The 15,511-nt window shown below is 54.5% G+C and carries 16 protein-coding genes; all 16 read right to left on the reverse strand.

What is annotated here, in order from left to right; translation table 11 throughout:
- Positions 1–149: 149 nt before the first annotated feature.
- Positions 150–1,601: an SLC13 family permease gene (locus FMM72_RS06230; RefSeq protein WP_162220887.1), complete on the reverse strand. Its 1,452-nt coding sequence runs from the start codon at positions 1,599–1,601 to the stop codon at positions 150–152.
- The gene (locus FMM72_RS06235; protein ID WP_162220888.1) at positions 1,601–2,503 is read right to left on the reverse strand and encodes a phosphate acyltransferase; all 903 of its coding nucleotides are present in this window, start codon (positions 2,501–2,503) and stop codon (positions 1,601–1,603) included. Before FMM72_RS06235 ends, FMM72_RS06230 begins: the two co-directional genes overlap by 1 nt.
- A gap of 14 nt (positions 2,504–2,517) precedes the next feature.
- A complete protein-coding gene (gene buk, locus FMM72_RS06240) occupies positions 2,518–3,588 on the reverse strand; it encodes a butyrate kinase (protein WP_162220889.1) in 1,071 nt (356 codons plus the stop codon).
- A gap of 70 nt (positions 3,589–3,658) precedes the next feature.
- The gene (locus tag FMM72_RS06245) at positions 3,659–4,528 is read right to left on the reverse strand and encodes a thiamine pyrophosphate-dependent enzyme (RefSeq protein WP_162220890.1); all 870 of its coding nucleotides are present in this window, start codon (positions 4,526–4,528) and stop codon (positions 3,659–3,661) included.
- A complete protein-coding gene (gene porA / locus FMM72_RS06250) occupies positions 4,521–5,726 on the reverse strand; it encodes a pyruvate ferredoxin oxidoreductase (RefSeq protein ID WP_162220891.1) in 1,206 nt (401 codons plus the stop codon). Before porA ends, FMM72_RS06245 begins: the two co-directional genes overlap by 8 nt.
- Positions 5,726–6,007: a 4Fe-4S binding protein gene (locus tag FMM72_RS06255; RefSeq protein WP_160208401.1), complete on the reverse strand. Its 282-nt coding sequence runs from the start codon at positions 6,005–6,007 to the stop codon at positions 5,726–5,728. Before FMM72_RS06255 ends, porA begins: the two co-directional genes overlap by 1 nt.
- Positions 5,985–6,539, reverse strand: coding sequence for a 2-oxoacid:acceptor oxidoreductase family protein (locus FMM72_RS06260; protein WP_160208400.1), 555 nt, complete (start codon positions 6,537–6,539; stop codon positions 5,985–5,987). Before FMM72_RS06260 ends, FMM72_RS06255 begins: the two co-directional genes overlap by 23 nt.
- Positions 6,540–6,564: 25 nt before the next feature.
- Complete coding sequence (locus FMM72_RS06265) at positions 6,565–7,476, reverse strand: lactate/malate family dehydrogenase (protein WP_162220892.1); 912 nt, start codon at positions 7,474–7,476, stop codon at positions 6,565–6,567.
- The gene (locus FMM72_RS06270) at positions 7,473–8,846 is read right to left on the reverse strand and encodes an amidohydrolase (RefSeq protein WP_162220893.1); all 1,374 of its coding nucleotides are present in this window, start codon (positions 8,844–8,846) and stop codon (positions 7,473–7,475) included. The genes FMM72_RS06265 and FMM72_RS06270 overlap by 4 nt, the downstream gene beginning before the upstream one ends.
- Positions 8,843–9,148 carry a 2Fe-2S iron-sulfur cluster-binding protein gene (locus FMM72_RS06275; protein WP_160208397.1) on the reverse strand — a complete coding sequence of 102 codons (306 nt, stop codon included), beginning with the start codon at positions 9,146–9,148 and terminating at the stop codon, positions 8,843–8,845. Before FMM72_RS06275 ends, FMM72_RS06270 begins: the two co-directional genes overlap by 4 nt.
- A gap of 12 nt (positions 9,149–9,160) precedes the next feature.
- Positions 9,161–10,954 carry an FAD-dependent oxidoreductase gene (locus FMM72_RS06280; protein WP_162220894.1) on the reverse strand — a complete coding sequence of 598 codons (1,794 nt, stop codon included), beginning with the start codon at positions 10,952–10,954 and terminating at the stop codon, positions 9,161–9,163.
- 16 nt (positions 10,955–10,970) lie between these two features.
- Complete coding sequence (locus FMM72_RS06285) at positions 10,971–11,441, reverse strand: L-2-amino-thiazoline-4-carboxylic acid hydrolase (RefSeq protein ID WP_160208395.1); 471 nt, start codon at positions 11,439–11,441, stop codon at positions 10,971–10,973.
- A gap of 28 nt (positions 11,442–11,469) precedes the next feature.
- Positions 11,470–12,741 carry a TRAP transporter large permease gene (locus FMM72_RS06290; protein WP_162220895.1) on the reverse strand — a complete coding sequence of 424 codons (1,272 nt, stop codon included), beginning with the start codon at positions 12,739–12,741 and terminating at the stop codon, positions 11,470–11,472.
- A complete protein-coding gene (locus tag FMM72_RS06295) occupies positions 12,738–13,250 on the reverse strand; it encodes a TRAP transporter small permease (RefSeq protein ID WP_160208390.1) in 513 nt (170 codons plus the stop codon). The genes FMM72_RS06290 and FMM72_RS06295 overlap by 4 nt, the downstream gene beginning before the upstream one ends.
- Before the next feature lie 54 nt (positions 13,251–13,304).
- Positions 13,305–14,366 (reverse strand): TRAP transporter substrate-binding protein, encoded by a 1,062-nt coding sequence (locus tag FMM72_RS06300; protein WP_162220896.1) that lies wholly within the window; start codon positions 14,364–14,366, stop codon positions 13,305–13,307.
- A gap of 271 nt (positions 14,367–14,637) precedes the next feature.
- Entirely contained in the window at positions 14,638–15,402 is a 765-nt protein-coding gene (locus FMM72_RS06305; protein WP_160208385.1) for an IclR family transcriptional regulator, read from the reverse strand.
- Between the last annotated feature and the right edge of the window lie 109 nt (positions 15,403–15,511).

Here is a 15,511-nt window from a genome sequence, read left to right on the forward strand (position 1 = left end):
GCCCCTCCTTATTCACACAGATTTTTCATGACATCATCATATCATGAATTTCATTTATTTACAATCTCCGTTGCCATAAACCCGATGTCAGGCACGCAGCCTTACAAATAAAAGCCCCCGATTTCAGCCAGTTGAAACCGGGGAGGCTATTAAAAAATCCCGATGATATTCCACCAGAGCACTTCAAATAAAACAACAGCTGCGACCACCGCCGTTTGCGGTATGCCGAGACGCAGCACATCCCTTTTTTCAAATCCGCCTCCATCTTCACCACACCCCACCAAAAGATTCATATGGTGAAAAGGGAGCAGCCAATGCAGCGCAACAGATGTGTAAGCGATTAAGGCGGCGGCCAGGGGCGCTATACCAGCGGCTGTACCAAATGAAATAATTGCCGGACACGCGATTCCTAATACAGCCAATGTGCTGCCTAACGCCATATGAAGCGCCATACAGATCAGCATGGCCGTCAATGCAAACAGATAAGGACTCCGAACCGTCTGCTGCGGGATGATCAGTTCCGCCAGCCATGCATTCATACCGACTGCCTTTCCAACCGAACCAATAGCCAGCGCGGCACACAGAAAAAACAGCGTTCCGAGGTTTACGCCGCTCCAGGACTTTGCATCAAGCAAAGCACGCGGCGGCATTGCAAACGAAAGCGCCGCGATCAGAGCTACCCATCCGGGATGAAGTCCGTGCAGGGAATCTGTCATCCAAAGCAGAACAGCTGCCGCCATTACTGCAATCACACGCATTTCCGGTCGGGTCAGCTTTCCCATGTCCGCAAGCTGGCAGCGCACCTGCGCAAGATCCAATTGGAACTCCTCGCGCTGCCTGTAGCTCAAGAGCTGGACCGTCCCAGTCAGCGCTAGGGCCAGCAGTCCCGGAGGCCCCATATAGACCAGCCATTGCAGCCAGGAAACCGTCGTACCCGCAACAAAACCGCCGACAATCGGATTGAGCGTGCTGTCGCCAGTGAGCAGGATCATTGAAGCCGGAACCGAAGCGACAAAGACAGCCAGCCCTAAATTGGCCGCCGCCCTCTGCGAAAGCCCCGCAGAGCGCGCCGCATGCGACATCACGGAAAGCAGCAGAAACGACCGCGGCCATGGATGCGGAATCACAAAGCTCAAAAGAAGCCCAAGCAGGTAACAGGAAAATACCATGCCTCCATAAGAACGCGTAAAACGGCTGATAAACGCCAACGCCGCACGCCGGCCAAGGCCGGACGCTTCGACGGCCTTCGCGATCAGAAAGCCGCCGATCACAAGATACATCGTGGGGGTTGTCCAAAGCCCGAACACCGTGGCGGCGGGCGCAAGCTTGCTGTCCAGAAAAAGCGTGTAGCCGGCCAGAAGCGCCAGAGCGGTATATCCGGGATGCATTGCGCCGGTCGCCCACCAACAGACGGCACACAGGCTCATGGCAAGGCACTTTTTCCCATCCGGCATAAGACCAGGTATCGGCAATAGCCAAACGGCCGCACAAATCACCGCGCCGGCGGCAAGCCCTATAAACGCCCGATCCTTCCTGTCCGCCTTGCTCCGGCTGCCGGCAGGCGGCGCAAATATGCGGCCTGTTTCAAGCAGCCCCGCCATTATGAAACCGCCTGCATGACCGCGATTAAAACGGCATGGTATTTATCCTTCGCGCGGTCGGTACGGGAAGTCATAATCACGGGGACGGTTGTCCCATTCAGGACGCCCGCCGTAGGAAGTCCCGTCACATAGGTCAATGATTTTGTGAAAATATTGCCGGAAGCGAGATCCGGCAGGATCAACACGTCTGCTTCTCCCGCTACCGGACCGGTAATCCCCTTGTGGCGCGCGGCTTCTTTTGACAGGGCGTTATCCAGCGCCAGCGGACCGTCCACAATGCAGTTTTTAATCTGCCCACGCTCAGCAGCCTTGCTGAGCATCGCCGCGTCGACGGTGGATATCATCGCCGGATTGACCATCTCGACGGGCGCGAGAACTGCGACCTTCGGACATTCGCAGCCCAACCTGCGCGCCAGATCGACTGCATTCTGCGTAATTTTGACCTTATCGGGATATTCCGGCGCGATATTGACCGCGCAATCGCTCGCCACCATCAGACGCCCCTGGAATTCAAATACTGTGGCCTGGCTCAAAAGCTGTTTTTCCGGTACAAACCCGTTGGATTTATCCAAAATCGCCCGCATGAAGTCTGCAGTTTGCATGATGCCCTTCATTGGGATATCCGCTTCCCCGGCCTTCACCAGCCTGCATGCCCGGGCGGCGGCCTGTGCGGCATCCGGTTCCTCGATCAGCTCCCAGTCCGTTTCAAGCTGTCCAAGGCGCTTTAGAATCTCCCTGACCTGCTCTGTCCGTCCGATCAAAATCCCATGTGCAATCCCAGCTTCGCGCGCCCGTACCAGAGACGAAAGCGCGTCAAGGTCGTGCGCCCCCGCCAATGCGATCCGCGCGCGCTTGGCACTGTCCAATACCGCATGTTCAATCTCCTGAAAACTTTTAAACATTGTCCGCCCCTCCCTCAAACCAGTTCCTTGATCTGTTCAATGCCGCGCAGCGCGTCATAGGCGCTCAGGGCCAACGACTGCATCTCGTACTCGCCCGGATACAGCACAACCGGCGCGATGAATTCCACACGCCTGCGAATCCAATCCATCATCATCACGGAATGCGCCATCCCGCCGGTTATAATAATCGCATCCACTTCGCCGCAGAGCACCGCCGCACAGGCGGCAATCTCCTTGGAGGTCTGGTAACACATCGCTTCCAGCACCTCCCTGTGCTTTTGGCTGCCTTTGGCGGCCTCCTGTTCCGCCCGGTATGCGTCGGCGTCGCCGAGATAAGCCATAAGCCCGCCTTCCCCGTTTATTTTGCGCATCATCTGCTGATATGTAAAGGCTCCGGAATAGCAGGCATCCACCAGCGCGCCCACAGGCAGTGTCCCCGTGCGGTTTGTGGAAAACGGCCCGTCTCCTGCGATGCCGTTATTCGCATCCACCAGGCGTCCTTTTTTATGCGCCGCTACAGTGATACCGCCGCCCATATGTGCCACGATTAAGTTAAGCGCCCTGTAGTCCCTGCCCTGCTCCCTGGCAAACTGTTTGCCCACAGCCCGGTGATTGAGCACCTGGAAGCTGCTGCGGCGCGGCATCTCCGCAAGCCCGCTGTACCGGGCCAGCGGTTCGAACTCATCCGTGGTCGGCGGGTCTACCGTCAGGGGAACCGGTCCGTATTTGGCAAATCCCCAGGCGATTTGCAGCCCTAAATCTGTGGGGTGATTGCCATAACGCTCGCTGCGCGACTGTTCCAGCATCAATTCGTTGACGCGATAGACGCCCCCGGACAGCGGCTTTGTGTGTCCGCCGCGCGTCACAAAGGCGTCCAGCTTCTCCACCCGGATTCCATGAGCGTCTAAAAATCCGCCGATCGCGTCCATCCTGTAGTCATACTGTTCCCATACGGTTGCAAAGCCCTTTAAATCGCTGCTTTGATGGGACAGGCTCTCCTTGATAATGCAGTGGTCATTTTCATAATAGGCGATTTTGGTTGAAGTGCTTCCCAGATTGATGGCCACGATTTTATAGACCTTCATTGCGAGCCCCTTTCCTATCCGTTTTAAAAAAGAACCGGGGAAAAGCGCCCCCGGTTCCTGATGTTTGCATTTACACGCTTTTATCAACCAGCGCCTCATACCGTTCCCGCACCGACTTTTGAATTCGTTCGATCTGATCGGCCGGGACGCCTTTGAAACGGCCCTGCAAATTCAAATAATCCGCAACCGGATGCAGCTCCTTCGGTTTTACGTTGACTGTGGTCCTGCCGCCCTCAACCTCATAAAGCACCCATGCCCCGGTATTGACCGCCGCACGGCAAACCTCAATCGATTTGGCGGGCGGATATCCCCATCCTGTGGGGCAGGGCGCATGGACATGGATCAGGGAAGGGCCTGCGGTATCCCTGGCCTTTTGAACCTTTCTGCGCAGATCCGGAATATTTGCCACCGATGCGCTGGCCGCATAGGGAATCCCGTGCGCCACCGCAATCGCAATCAGGTCTTTTCGCGGCGTAAGCTTGCCGGCAGGCGTCGTCGTGGTGCTGGCGCCCATCGGCGTGGAGCTTGAGGACTGAATCCCGGTATTCATATACGCTTCATTGTCATAGCAGATATAAAGCACCCGGTCCCCGCGCTCCACCATTCCTGAAAAAGATTGCAGGCCGATATCAGCCGTAGCTCCATCCCCCGCGAACGCCAGCACGGTTGTATGATGGTTTCCCTGCGCCTCAAGGCCCGCTTTCACGCCGGCCGCCATCGCCGCCGTATTCTCCAGATTCCCCTGGAATCCGCCAAGCCTCATACCGGCTTCCGGTCCAAATCCGCAAAAAAGAGCGGAGCATCCCGGCGGTATAATGACAACCGTATCCTCCCCCAAAACGTCCAGGACATTTCTGAGGATCAGCTCCAGGCCGCATCCCGCACAGGCGCTCACCCCATGCGCAACAAGCCCCTTCGCTTGCTTAACGACATCAAACATGCTTCAACACCTGCCTTATATTCATGGGATGCTCCTTCAAATCGATCCAAGCCGGGTTTTCATATACCTGCGTGCATTCTTGCGCCATATCTTCGAAAATATGCCGGATGGTGTCCATGCTGATATCGCGCCCGCCCAGGCCGCCGATATAGCTGCACACATTGAGCCCCATGCTTTGAAGCGCCGCGCAGACCTCCAGCCAGACGGGCGCGCCCTGCGCGCCCAGGCCGGCGCTGCGGTCCAGAACGGCTACCTGCTCCACGTTTTTGAGCAGCGCGGCCACCTGCCTGTATGGGAACGGACGGAAGGAAACAATTTTCAAAACGCCAACACGCTGCCCCTGTTCACGCAGCAGGTCAGCCACATATTTGGCCGTACCCGCCATTGAGCCGATTGTCACCAGGACTGTCTTTGCATCCTCCAGCCGGTAAGGTTCAACCATATGGTGCTCACGTCCGAACTGCTCCTTAAATTCCGCGAATACCTCCTCCATTACGCTTTCCGCCGCAAAGAAGCCGCGGCTCTGCTGGTAGCGCATCTCTGTGAATTCATCCGACGAGGTTAGATTGTTGACGATCATCGGATCTTCCGGGTCGATGTAGCTGTTATGCCGCCGGTAAGGACCGATAAACGCATCCGCCTCAGCCTGTTCGGCGACCCGGACCTTCTGCATGGAATGCGATAGGAAAAATCCATCCAGACAGACCATACACGGCAGCTGTACACGACAGTCCTCCGCAATCCGATAGGCGCACATGGTCAAATCATAAACGTCCTGTACATTTTCGCAGTAAAGCTGCATCCAACCGCTGTCACGTTCCGCCATGCTGTCCTGATGATCGCACCACAGGCTCCATGGGGAGGCCAGCGCACGGTTGACAACCGGCATCACAATCGGTGCGCGCACGCCGGCGGCTGCGTTTACAATTTCGTGCATCAGGGCAAGCCCTACCGAAGCGGTGGCCGTGGCGGCGCGCACGCCGGTCATCTGCGCACCCAAAGCCACCGACAGGGCGGAATGTTCCGATTCCACGCGCACATAGTTCGCGTCCAGTGCCCCGTCGGCCACCGCGTCGGCCAGCTTTTCGGCGATGGTGCTCTGCGGTGTGATTGGATACGCAGAGATCACCTTGACGCGCGCCGCTTTGATCGCCTCGACGGCAGCGGTATTCCCATCCAGCATCTTGTCATGCGCCATTATGCGTCACCTCGTTCCGATACCATTTGGATACAGCCTTTTGGGCATTCATTTGCACAAATCCCACAGCCCTTGCAGTAATCCCACATAAATTCCACACAATCCGGCTGGTCCTTATGGATTGTAATGACATCCGCCGGGCAGTAACGCTGGCAGATGCCGCATTTGATGCAAGCCGAAGCGTCCACCTGTGGGCGTTCGATCCGCCAGCTTCCTGTATTTGCCGCGTCAAAGATATACGCGACCGGCCCTAAAATATCACATCTCGCAAGTCCGTTCATAGGCTTCTCTTGCAGCGTTTGCATTCTTATCCCCCGCCTTCTCTCCAAACGTTTCTTTCAGCGCCGCCATCACTGATTCAATGGAAACAAGTCCTGTTTTGCTCAACGCGCCAAGCATTGCTCCATTTGGAATCGGACGCCCAATCCATTTCAGCGCCACGTCGATTGCATCGGTATAATACGCCTTTTTGAACCCGTATTGTTCCATATATTCCGACGCTTCCCGTCCCGATTTTGTATTGAGCACCAGAACCGTACCGTCGTGTTTACCCTTGCCGACATCAATATCTTTTTCCCTTACAGACGGATCCATCACAAGCACGATATCGGGCTCATACACAAAACAGTTGAGCAGGATCGGTTCATTATCCACCACCACATCGGTGTACACCGGCGCGCCGCGCCGTTCATGGCCATAGGCTGGGATAGTAACAGCGTATTTGCCCTCATGGATCGATACCGCCGCCGACAACACTTTTGCCGCAGTCACGACCCCCTGGCCGCCCAAGCCGTAAAATTTCAGCCGGATCATATCGGCCCTCCTTTGATCGTTAAATTCATTTCCTGATGGATTGCAGCAAAGAATGGATTTTCTTCACCGCCTCGTCGAGCTGCCCTTGTTCCTCACTGGAAAGCTCAAGCTCCAAAATCTCCGTGATCCCCCGCTCTCCAAGGCGCGCCGGCACACCGACACTGACCGCCCGGTATCCATATTCACCATCCAGTATGGCTGAGCACGGCAGTATCTGTCCGCTGTCGGACGCAATTGCTGCTATGATACGCGTCAGTTGTACGCCGGAAGTCCACCCGCTGGTCCGCCCGCTTTGCAGCGCCTGATAGCGGGAAAACCAGGAACGCGTTTCTAAAAGTACATCCTCCTTCTGCCGTGCATCCAGCAGCACATGTTTTTGATCGATGAAAACACGGCTGAAAAGCGGGGCTGTTTTTTCCCCATGCTCACCCAGGCAAATAACGTCCACCCTGTCCGCCCCGATATCCAATACCTTTGCAATGGCCCATTTCAGCCGCAGCGTATCGTTCGCTGAAAAGCCGATGATCTGGCGCCGATCCAGGCCGGTGCAGTCCTGGATCACAACATTGATCACATCCACGGGATTGACCGCGTTGATAATCACATGGTTTTGGTTCAGCCCGCGCAGCCTGGAGCAAATCTCCGTCACGATCTCCCGGTTTGCCTGTAGGTAGCTGTCGCGCGTACCTGTTCCTGTTTCAGGAACGCTGGCGGTGATCAGGATCAGTTCGCAATCGCCGAGCTGCCCATAATCCCCCTTTGTGACTTTTGTGCGCGAACATGCCGAAAGCGCCTGATCCATGTCCATCACATGACTCATCGTCATATTTTCCCGGATATCCAGCAGCCGGATCTCCTCCAGCAGGTCCAGTCCGCCCGCGCAGAATGCCGCAGTGCTTCCCAGAAGCCCCGCGCCGCCGATGACCGCCAGTTTCACTCTGCTCCCCCGTTTCCGCCGCCTGTCTGTTTAAAATCCGCTTTGATTTTGGCGACAAGCTCCGGCGTGCAGAACAAGCGCATCGCCGTATCAGCAATCACTTTCGCCGCGTAGAGCATCCCCTTCTGCCCGATCGACATACCCGCGCAGGCGGCGACCTGCCAGGTGTGTCCGGGCGTTCCCACCGGCATGCAGCAGGTAAAGACCTGCCCGGTCGGGACCGCCGCGCTCACATCCGAAACGTCTGTGGAACCGGCAAGGAAAGCCGGGGCGGCCTTGAGCGGCGTCACGCCGCTGTGAAGGATCTGTCCCTCCAGTTCCACAACGGAAAATTCAAGCAGTGCGTTTCTTTGCACCTGATCAGGAAACGTATCCTGGATTTTTTTTGCGAATTCCAGTTCCTCCGGCGTCCAGTCCGGGCCAGGGATGCGCGTCATGCTTTCATAAAGCAGGCGGTTGAGCGGCCTATTCAATATGGTGTTGCTGCATCCGCTCAAAACCTCGTGCGTAACGGTTGTCCCGGTCATCAGCGCCGCGCCCTTTGATACGTCGATTAGGCGCTTTGTGATCTCCTCCACCTGCTCCCTATAAGGCGCGCGCACATAGTACCAGGACTGCGCCCGCCCCGGCACCACATTCGGTTTTCCGCCGCCGTCCGTAATTACATAGTGAACCCGCGCCTGCGGGATGATGTGTTCGCGCAGATAGTTTGCGCCGACATTCATCAGCTCCACCGCGTCAAGGGCACTCCGCCCCTGTTCAGGCGCGGCGGCGGCATGGGCGGTTTTCCCAAGAAACGTAAATTTCATGGAGGTCATCGCCGAATAGGAATAGTCAGACACCGTATTGCTGGCCATCGGATGCCATGTCAGGCAGACGTCGGAGCTGTCAAAAGCGCCCTGCCCTGCCATCACGATTTTTCCAAGCATGATCTCCTCCGCCGGGCATCCAAAGTACTGCACGGTTCCCGGCAAACGGTACCGCTCCAGCAGCTCCCTGACCGCCACTGCGCTGCCAGCCATTCCGCTGCCTAACAAATTGTGGCCGCATGCATGGCCCGGCGCGCCGTCTCTTATGGGTGCCTGTTCCGGCAGGGCTTTTTGGCTCAAGCCCGGCAGCGCGTCGTATTCCCCCAAAAACGAGATCACGGGATTTCCGCTGCCCCACTTCGCGCAAAACGCGGTCGGCAGCCCGCAGACGCCCTCCTCGACTGCAAAGCCGTTTTCCTTCAGATATGCCGCCAACCGCCGGCTGGAACGGTGTTCCTCCTCTGAAAGCTCGGCGTATTCCCAAATTTCCCGGCTCAAATCCGCCAGTTCCTGCCGGCGGCTGTCAAGCGCCTGAATCAGTTCCTCAGTAAAATCCTTCACCTGACCACCAAATCCTTCACAACGTTTTCATTTTTCGGGCCAAGTTCGAGCGATTCTTCCCAAACCCGGCAGGTGCAGGCCAGCCGCACCTTGCCGTTCACGCGCACCGCGCACCGTCCGCAGATTCCCTGGTTACAAACACTGTGCCGGTAATAGGAAAGCGTGCCGTCGAACTTTTCATAGATATAATCGAGAACGTCCATCACCGTATGGGTGCCATCCGCTGGCAATGGGAGCTGATAAAGCTGCATATGGGGACGGCTGTCTGTTTCAGGGTCCCATCGCGTCACCTGTACATTCATCCTTCATCCTCCTCACAGGATATCCGCCAGATAGTCGGCGACTGAATTGTAATCCTGGTCCGGCAGCGGCAGACGGCCGGCTCTTGGCAGGATGCGCCCCTGTATCAGGCGGCCGTTCTCCAGCTTTGCGGTCAGGCGGCACAGATAATTGTGATTGTCCACACCAGGATAGTCGGCACGGATGTGCGATCCCCTGCTTTCCCGGCGCTGGTCGGCGGCCAGCAGGGCGGCCTCTGTCAGGACGGACAGGTTTCTCAGTTCGAGCCAACCCAGGTAATCCAAATTGTAACGCCGTGATTTTGACGCAATGCCAACCTGCCCGAGCTCCCTGCGGATTTCCCGCACGCCGTCAAGCGCGCAGCGGATTTTTTGTTCATCACGCACCACATTCAGGCCGCTGTCCGCCAGGGAGCAAAGCCGCGCCGTCAGCATCGGCACGCGCGTTTCCCCGACGGGCCTCTCAAAGACCGACTCAAGCTCTGCGACTATTTTTTCGGCCTGTGCGGACAGGTTTTTGGGGCGCGCGGCTCCTGCCGCGAAAGCAGCGGCCTCCAAGCCGGCGCGGTATCCGTGCGCAAGCATTTCCGTCAGCCCGTCGCCGGCGCGCAAGGCGCCAAACAGGCCGCTGGTCGTTTCGCCCGCCGCAAACAGCCCTTCAAGGTCCGTCTGCATCCGCTCGTTGATTACGACGCCGCCGTTGCTGTACTCGTTGCCCAACGCAAATTCCAGCCTGCGTTCCCGCAGGATCAATTCACGCACCCCGGCAAGGTCGATGCCGTTATAAAAGCCCTTTTTATGCCAACGGGAATAATGCTCCGTAAAGAAATCGAACGCCTGATTGATCTGCTCGTCCGTGTGCATGGAGTAATCGAAAAAGAGGTTCCCATTCATTGTGTCACATGTGGAACCGGTACTCCAAAAGTAACTGTAAATCAGTTTTTTCAGTTTGTTGCTTCCGGCAACATCATCAAAAGGCGCCGGGATGTCGAGCGTTTTGCCGGTGCTGTCAATCACCTTAAACGGGAGCGGCATAAACACTGGGATTGTAAACAGATAAGGCAGAATGGAACCGCGCAGATACGACGGCTGGACAGCGGTTGGGATATAAAGCAGAAATTCCATGTCCGCCAGCCGTGCGCCGGCGCGCAGGGCCATGGCCATGCCGTCTCCGGACATTTCGCTGATGGTATTTTTCAGTGTATGCGGCTGGTATCCGCCTGTGGCGAGCACCACGCATTTCGCTTCAAATATCAGATAGCTGCCGGTATAAAGATCAAGCCCCACTGCCCCTGCGACCCGTCCGCCATCGGTCAGAAGCTCCAGAACCATCACGTCGTCATACACTTTGCAGCCCGTGATGCTTTTTATCCCCTGCTGGATGGTTTTTCCGACAGAGCTTCCGGAAACCGCATACAGGCCGCTTTTTACAAAGGAAAAATCCTGGCCGGCCGCCTTTGACCATTCCAGAAACTGTTTCGTCATCAGTGGCGCTTGTGTCACAAACTGTTCCGCCAGAGCCTGGTCCGACAGGAAGAACGAAGCCTTCACCACCTTTTCAAACAAAACCTGCGGCGTATAGTGTTCATCGGCCTGCGCCTCTCCCAGGATATTCCTGGCGCTGTAACCGTCCACGCCAAATCCGCCGCCAACCATCATCGCATTTCCGCTGCGCCCGGCTTTCCCTTTTGACACCAGCGCCACGGACATCCCCTTCTGCGCGGCCATAAACGCCGCTGAAACGGCCGCGCCCGAACCGCCGATGCAAAGCACATCGCAGCTTAAGCGGGTAAATTGCGCCGTCCGCATAATATGTACCTCCAGATCACTTGTCATAGGTGAAGTGCATGACGCACTCGTCGTCCCCCAGGCATTTGTTTTTTGGCCGGTCCAGATGGAACCCAAACCCGCCGTAGAGGATATAGTCGATCTCGCAGTAATATGAACCGAGCTTGATCCCAAGATCGCCGTACCGTTTCCAGACCTCGTGGAACAGGCACTGTTTGACCACGCCGCGCTCGTCCCCGTTGATCCAGCCGCAGTCCGGCATGTCGCGGACGGTAAAATACTTTTCAAAATCGGTCACTTCAACGCCTTTTTCAGCGGCTTCCCGCTTCATGGAGGCGACCCGGTCCTCGCCGAATTCCTTGAGCGCCGCGCGGATCACCTGCGCGCCTTTTTCTTCCCCCATCGCCTCCATAATGTGCTTTGCCATATAGTAATAACATTCCGCCATCAGCTTGCCGAAACGCAAGCCCTCGCTCTCGTCATGACGGATAATACCGACTTCGTTCATAATGATTCTCCTTTTTAAAATCTTAAAATTACACGCTCATCATGCTGGGCAAAAAGAGTGAAATCTGCGGGATGAAACAAACCGCCAGAGCAACGGCAACAAGGAGCAGCAAAAAAGGCATGATGCTTTTGCTTACCTGCGTCATTGTGCGCTTGCGCATCCCCATGGTCGCGTACAGATTCAGGCCGAACGGCGGCGTGATATAGGAAATCTGCACACACATCACGCACATGATTCCAAACAGAATGGGATCGATATTGAAAATCGAAAGTGTGGGCGCGAGAATCGGCCCCAGGATGACGATCAGCGCGATCAGATCCATAAAGCAGCCGGCTATAAAGAACAGCGCCATCAGGATCAGGATGAATATCACCTTGCTGCTTACATATTCCGTGATCATACCGGAGATCAGCGCCGGGAGCTGCTGTGTGGTAATCAGCCAGTTGAGCACCGCCGCGCAGGAAATGATAAAGATAATGGAGCCTGAGGTTTTGAGCGCGCCATAGGCCTCCTGGGCGATCTGTCCGAGCGTCAGCGTCTTATAGACGAAAACCTCAATCAAAATCACGTAAATCAGGGCAATCGCGGCCGCTTCGGTCGGGGTGGCAAAGCCGAAATAAATTCCTCCCAGTACAATAAAGGGATACAGCAAAGCCCAAATGCTCTTTTTCCAGATCTCCTTCTTTTCTTCTTTTGTGTATACCTTCGTGTCCTGAATATCGCTTTTTTTACATTTGAAATAGATATACACACACCAGACGGCCGCCAGCAGGATCCCCGGGATGAAGCCGGCCATAAACTGCTTGCCTACCGAGGTTCCCATAGCAACGCAGATCATAATCATCGGCGCGCTCGGCGGGATCAGGATACCGATCGAGCCGCCCGCGGTGATGGAACCTTCCGCCATTTCCTCGGGGTAGCCCATCTCAATCAGCGCCGGGATCATGATGGTGCCGATCGCCACCACCGTCGCCATGCTGGATCCGGAAATAGCGGCGAAAAACGCGCATGCACAGATACCGGCGATCACGCTGCCGCCTTTGACTGGGCCGAGCAGCATGCGCATGACATTGATCAGATGACCGGAGATGCTCCCCTTTGCAGCAATGTTGCCTGCCATGATAAAAAATGGGATACCCAACAGCACGAAGTTATTCAGTCCATTAAACATCTGTTCCGCAACCAGCAGCAACGATATGTCTGAAAATGCAACAATACCCAACACGGACGAAATCAGCACCACCAATGAAACCGGGATACCCAGGATCAGAAGCAGGAAAAACGATACGACAACAATCATGAAAGCTCCCCCTCCCCTTTCTGTCCCATGGATTTCATGATTTCCGCCGGCTCAAGAAAGCATTGCAGCAGAAAACGCAGGGCCATTACACTCAGGCAGACAGGCATCGCCAAAAACGGCACCCACATCGGCAGGCCCCAGAGGGACGAAGTTTTTGTGCCGATCCGGATATAATTGGCCAGCTTGATCCATGAATAATAGCTGACCACGCCAATACAGCCCGCACATAAAAGATTTGTCAGCACGCTGACCATGATCCGCGGCAGCCGCGGCAGAGAATCCTTAATCGCGGACATGGCCGGATGGGAACGGTCCTTGACAGCGATTGCGGCGCCTAAAAACGTCCCGTAAACCATGATGTATTTGCCCAATTCCTGAAGCCAGGAAAGCCCGAATCCAAAAAATTTTCTGGAGAACACCTCAAACACAATGCAGCATCCCAACAGTAAAAACGGATAAACAAGCAAAATCCGCTCGATCCCATCGATCGCCTGGCTAACCTTTTTCATAGTTCATACCTCAAAACCTTTCCTCGGTTCCTTCAGCGTTGAGCCGAACGCTTTCTATTTCTTGATGCTCGTGACAAAATCATAGTACTCCTCGCCGATCAGCGGGACATATTTATCATACACCGGCTGCACCAGGTCGCGGAACGTCTGGAATTGCGCATCGGTCAGATGGATGACCTCCACGCCAAGCTCTGTTTCGGCAACTTCATACGCGCCCGCATCGGATTTATTCGCCTCGTCCACCAGAATCGCCTCTACCTCTTTGCAGGACTCCCGCAGGATATTGCGCTGTTCCGGGGAAAGCTTCTGATAGGCCTGATCGGAAATAAACAACGGGCTGAGCTGGAAATAGTGCATGGTGTTGGTAAAGTATTTGGCGACCTCCGTAAATTTCATCATGTTGGAGGCAAAAATACCGTTGTCCAGGCCGTCGATTACATTCTGCTGCAAGGCGGTGTAGACCTCTCCAAAGGCAAGCTGCGTGGTCGTAACGCCCATCGCGTCAAACGTATCGGCCAGGATAGAGCCCGTATTGACACGTATTTTCATACCTTTGAGATCCTCCGGCGTCCTAACGCTGTGTTTTGTATTCAGGATTCCGCGCGCCGCCATCAACGGCGTCCCGAGGAAATGTACGCCCTTTTTTTCCACAATTTCCGCAGTCTTTTGATAAAACTCCTCATTGGCAATTACAGAACCGACCTGTTCAAAACTGTCGAAATAAAACGGCAGCACAATGCAGTTAAATTCTGGGATAGTGGTCGCCGCTACGTTTGCAGAAATAATGCCCATGTCCATTGTCCCGGAGAAGATGGAATCCAACATGGTTTCCTCGCCGCCAAGCTGTCCGTTTGGGTAAATTTCCACAATAACAGCTCCTCCGGTTTTTTCCTCCACCGTTTCTTTAAAAAGAACCGCATTCGCATGCATGTCCGAAGTGTCGGGAGAAATATGCCCAAATTTTAATGTGATGGGATTTTCAGGGGTTGGATAGCTGCCGGCGTCTGCTGTATCCGCCGTGTCAGGGGCAGCGTCCGGCTGCGCCTTTTCCGAGCATCCTGCAAAAAGGGAACAGACAAGAATCGCTGTGAGCGCGATGCTGATAATCTTTTTCATATTACGCCTCCTAAACTTTCTCATGTCTTTTGGACTTCCGGATTAACCTTTTTCCAGCCTCCTTTTGTTTCTTTATAAGAAATAATATTTCTTAATTATTAGTATAAGTGATTTTCTATAATAAGTAAATATAAACTTAAACTTTTTTTGTAAAATTTCACTTTGGTTTTTAGGTTATAATCAACAAATAAGCAACATCGGTTCCATATGCGAAACGATCCCCTTTGCTATGACAGCAAAGGGGATCGTTTCATGTTATGGGAACTTCTATTCATTTTTCATATCCAAGCATTGTGGACGCCTCTTTGGAGGCGCTTATAAGGGCCTTTAAAAGCTTTTCACGGTTTTGATGCATACGTACCGACGGTCCCGAAATACTGATCGCCGCGATCACAGCACCGCTGAAATTACGAATCGGAGCCGCATAGCAGACAAGCCCCACCTCGCTTTCTTCCATGTCTGATCCATAGCCATTGGAACGGATCGTTTGCAGACTCTGTAAAAGCCGCTCCTGTGACGTAATGGTTGCTGAGGTCAGCTTGTTGAATGTCATCTTCTCGAGCGCGGCATCCAATCGGTCTTCGGGAAGATAGGCCAGCAGAACTTTTCCCGTACCTGTGCAATAAGCCGGCATCCGCACTCCGATCTGCGAGGCCATCCGGATAGAGGTGTTGCCGATCTCCTTTCCAACAAATACAATCTCTGTATCGTCAACAAGTATCGCCAAATGCGAGGTTTCGTTGTTTTCGTCGCGCAGTTTTTGCAGAACAGGACGCAACAACACCATGAGATCCTGCCGCTCTGAGATATTGCTCCCAAACCGGACAAATTTCATCCCCAAGCGGTATTTGGCATCCGGGGTTTTATAAACAAACTGTTTGGCCTCCAGAGTATACAGCATACGAAATACACTTGTCTTGCCCATATGCAGCTTTTTGCAGATTTCAGCAAGGCTCAATTCCTCATGGTCGTTTAAAAGATCAAGAATATCCAATGTATTGCTTACGGAGCTTAAGAGATATTGATCCCCTTTCATTTTACCGCCACCTGTTCTGTCGCTTTTTTTTCATTGTAACATAACAACATATCCTTTACAATTCCTGACGATTGTGATTCAAGAAAAAAGCGCCTGTTCTGCTTATAGC

This window comes from Anaerotruncus colihominis (assembly GCF_010206195.1).
Lineage (GTDB): Bacteria > Bacillota > Clostridia > Oscillospirales > Ruminococcaceae > Anaerotruncus > Anaerotruncus colihominis_A.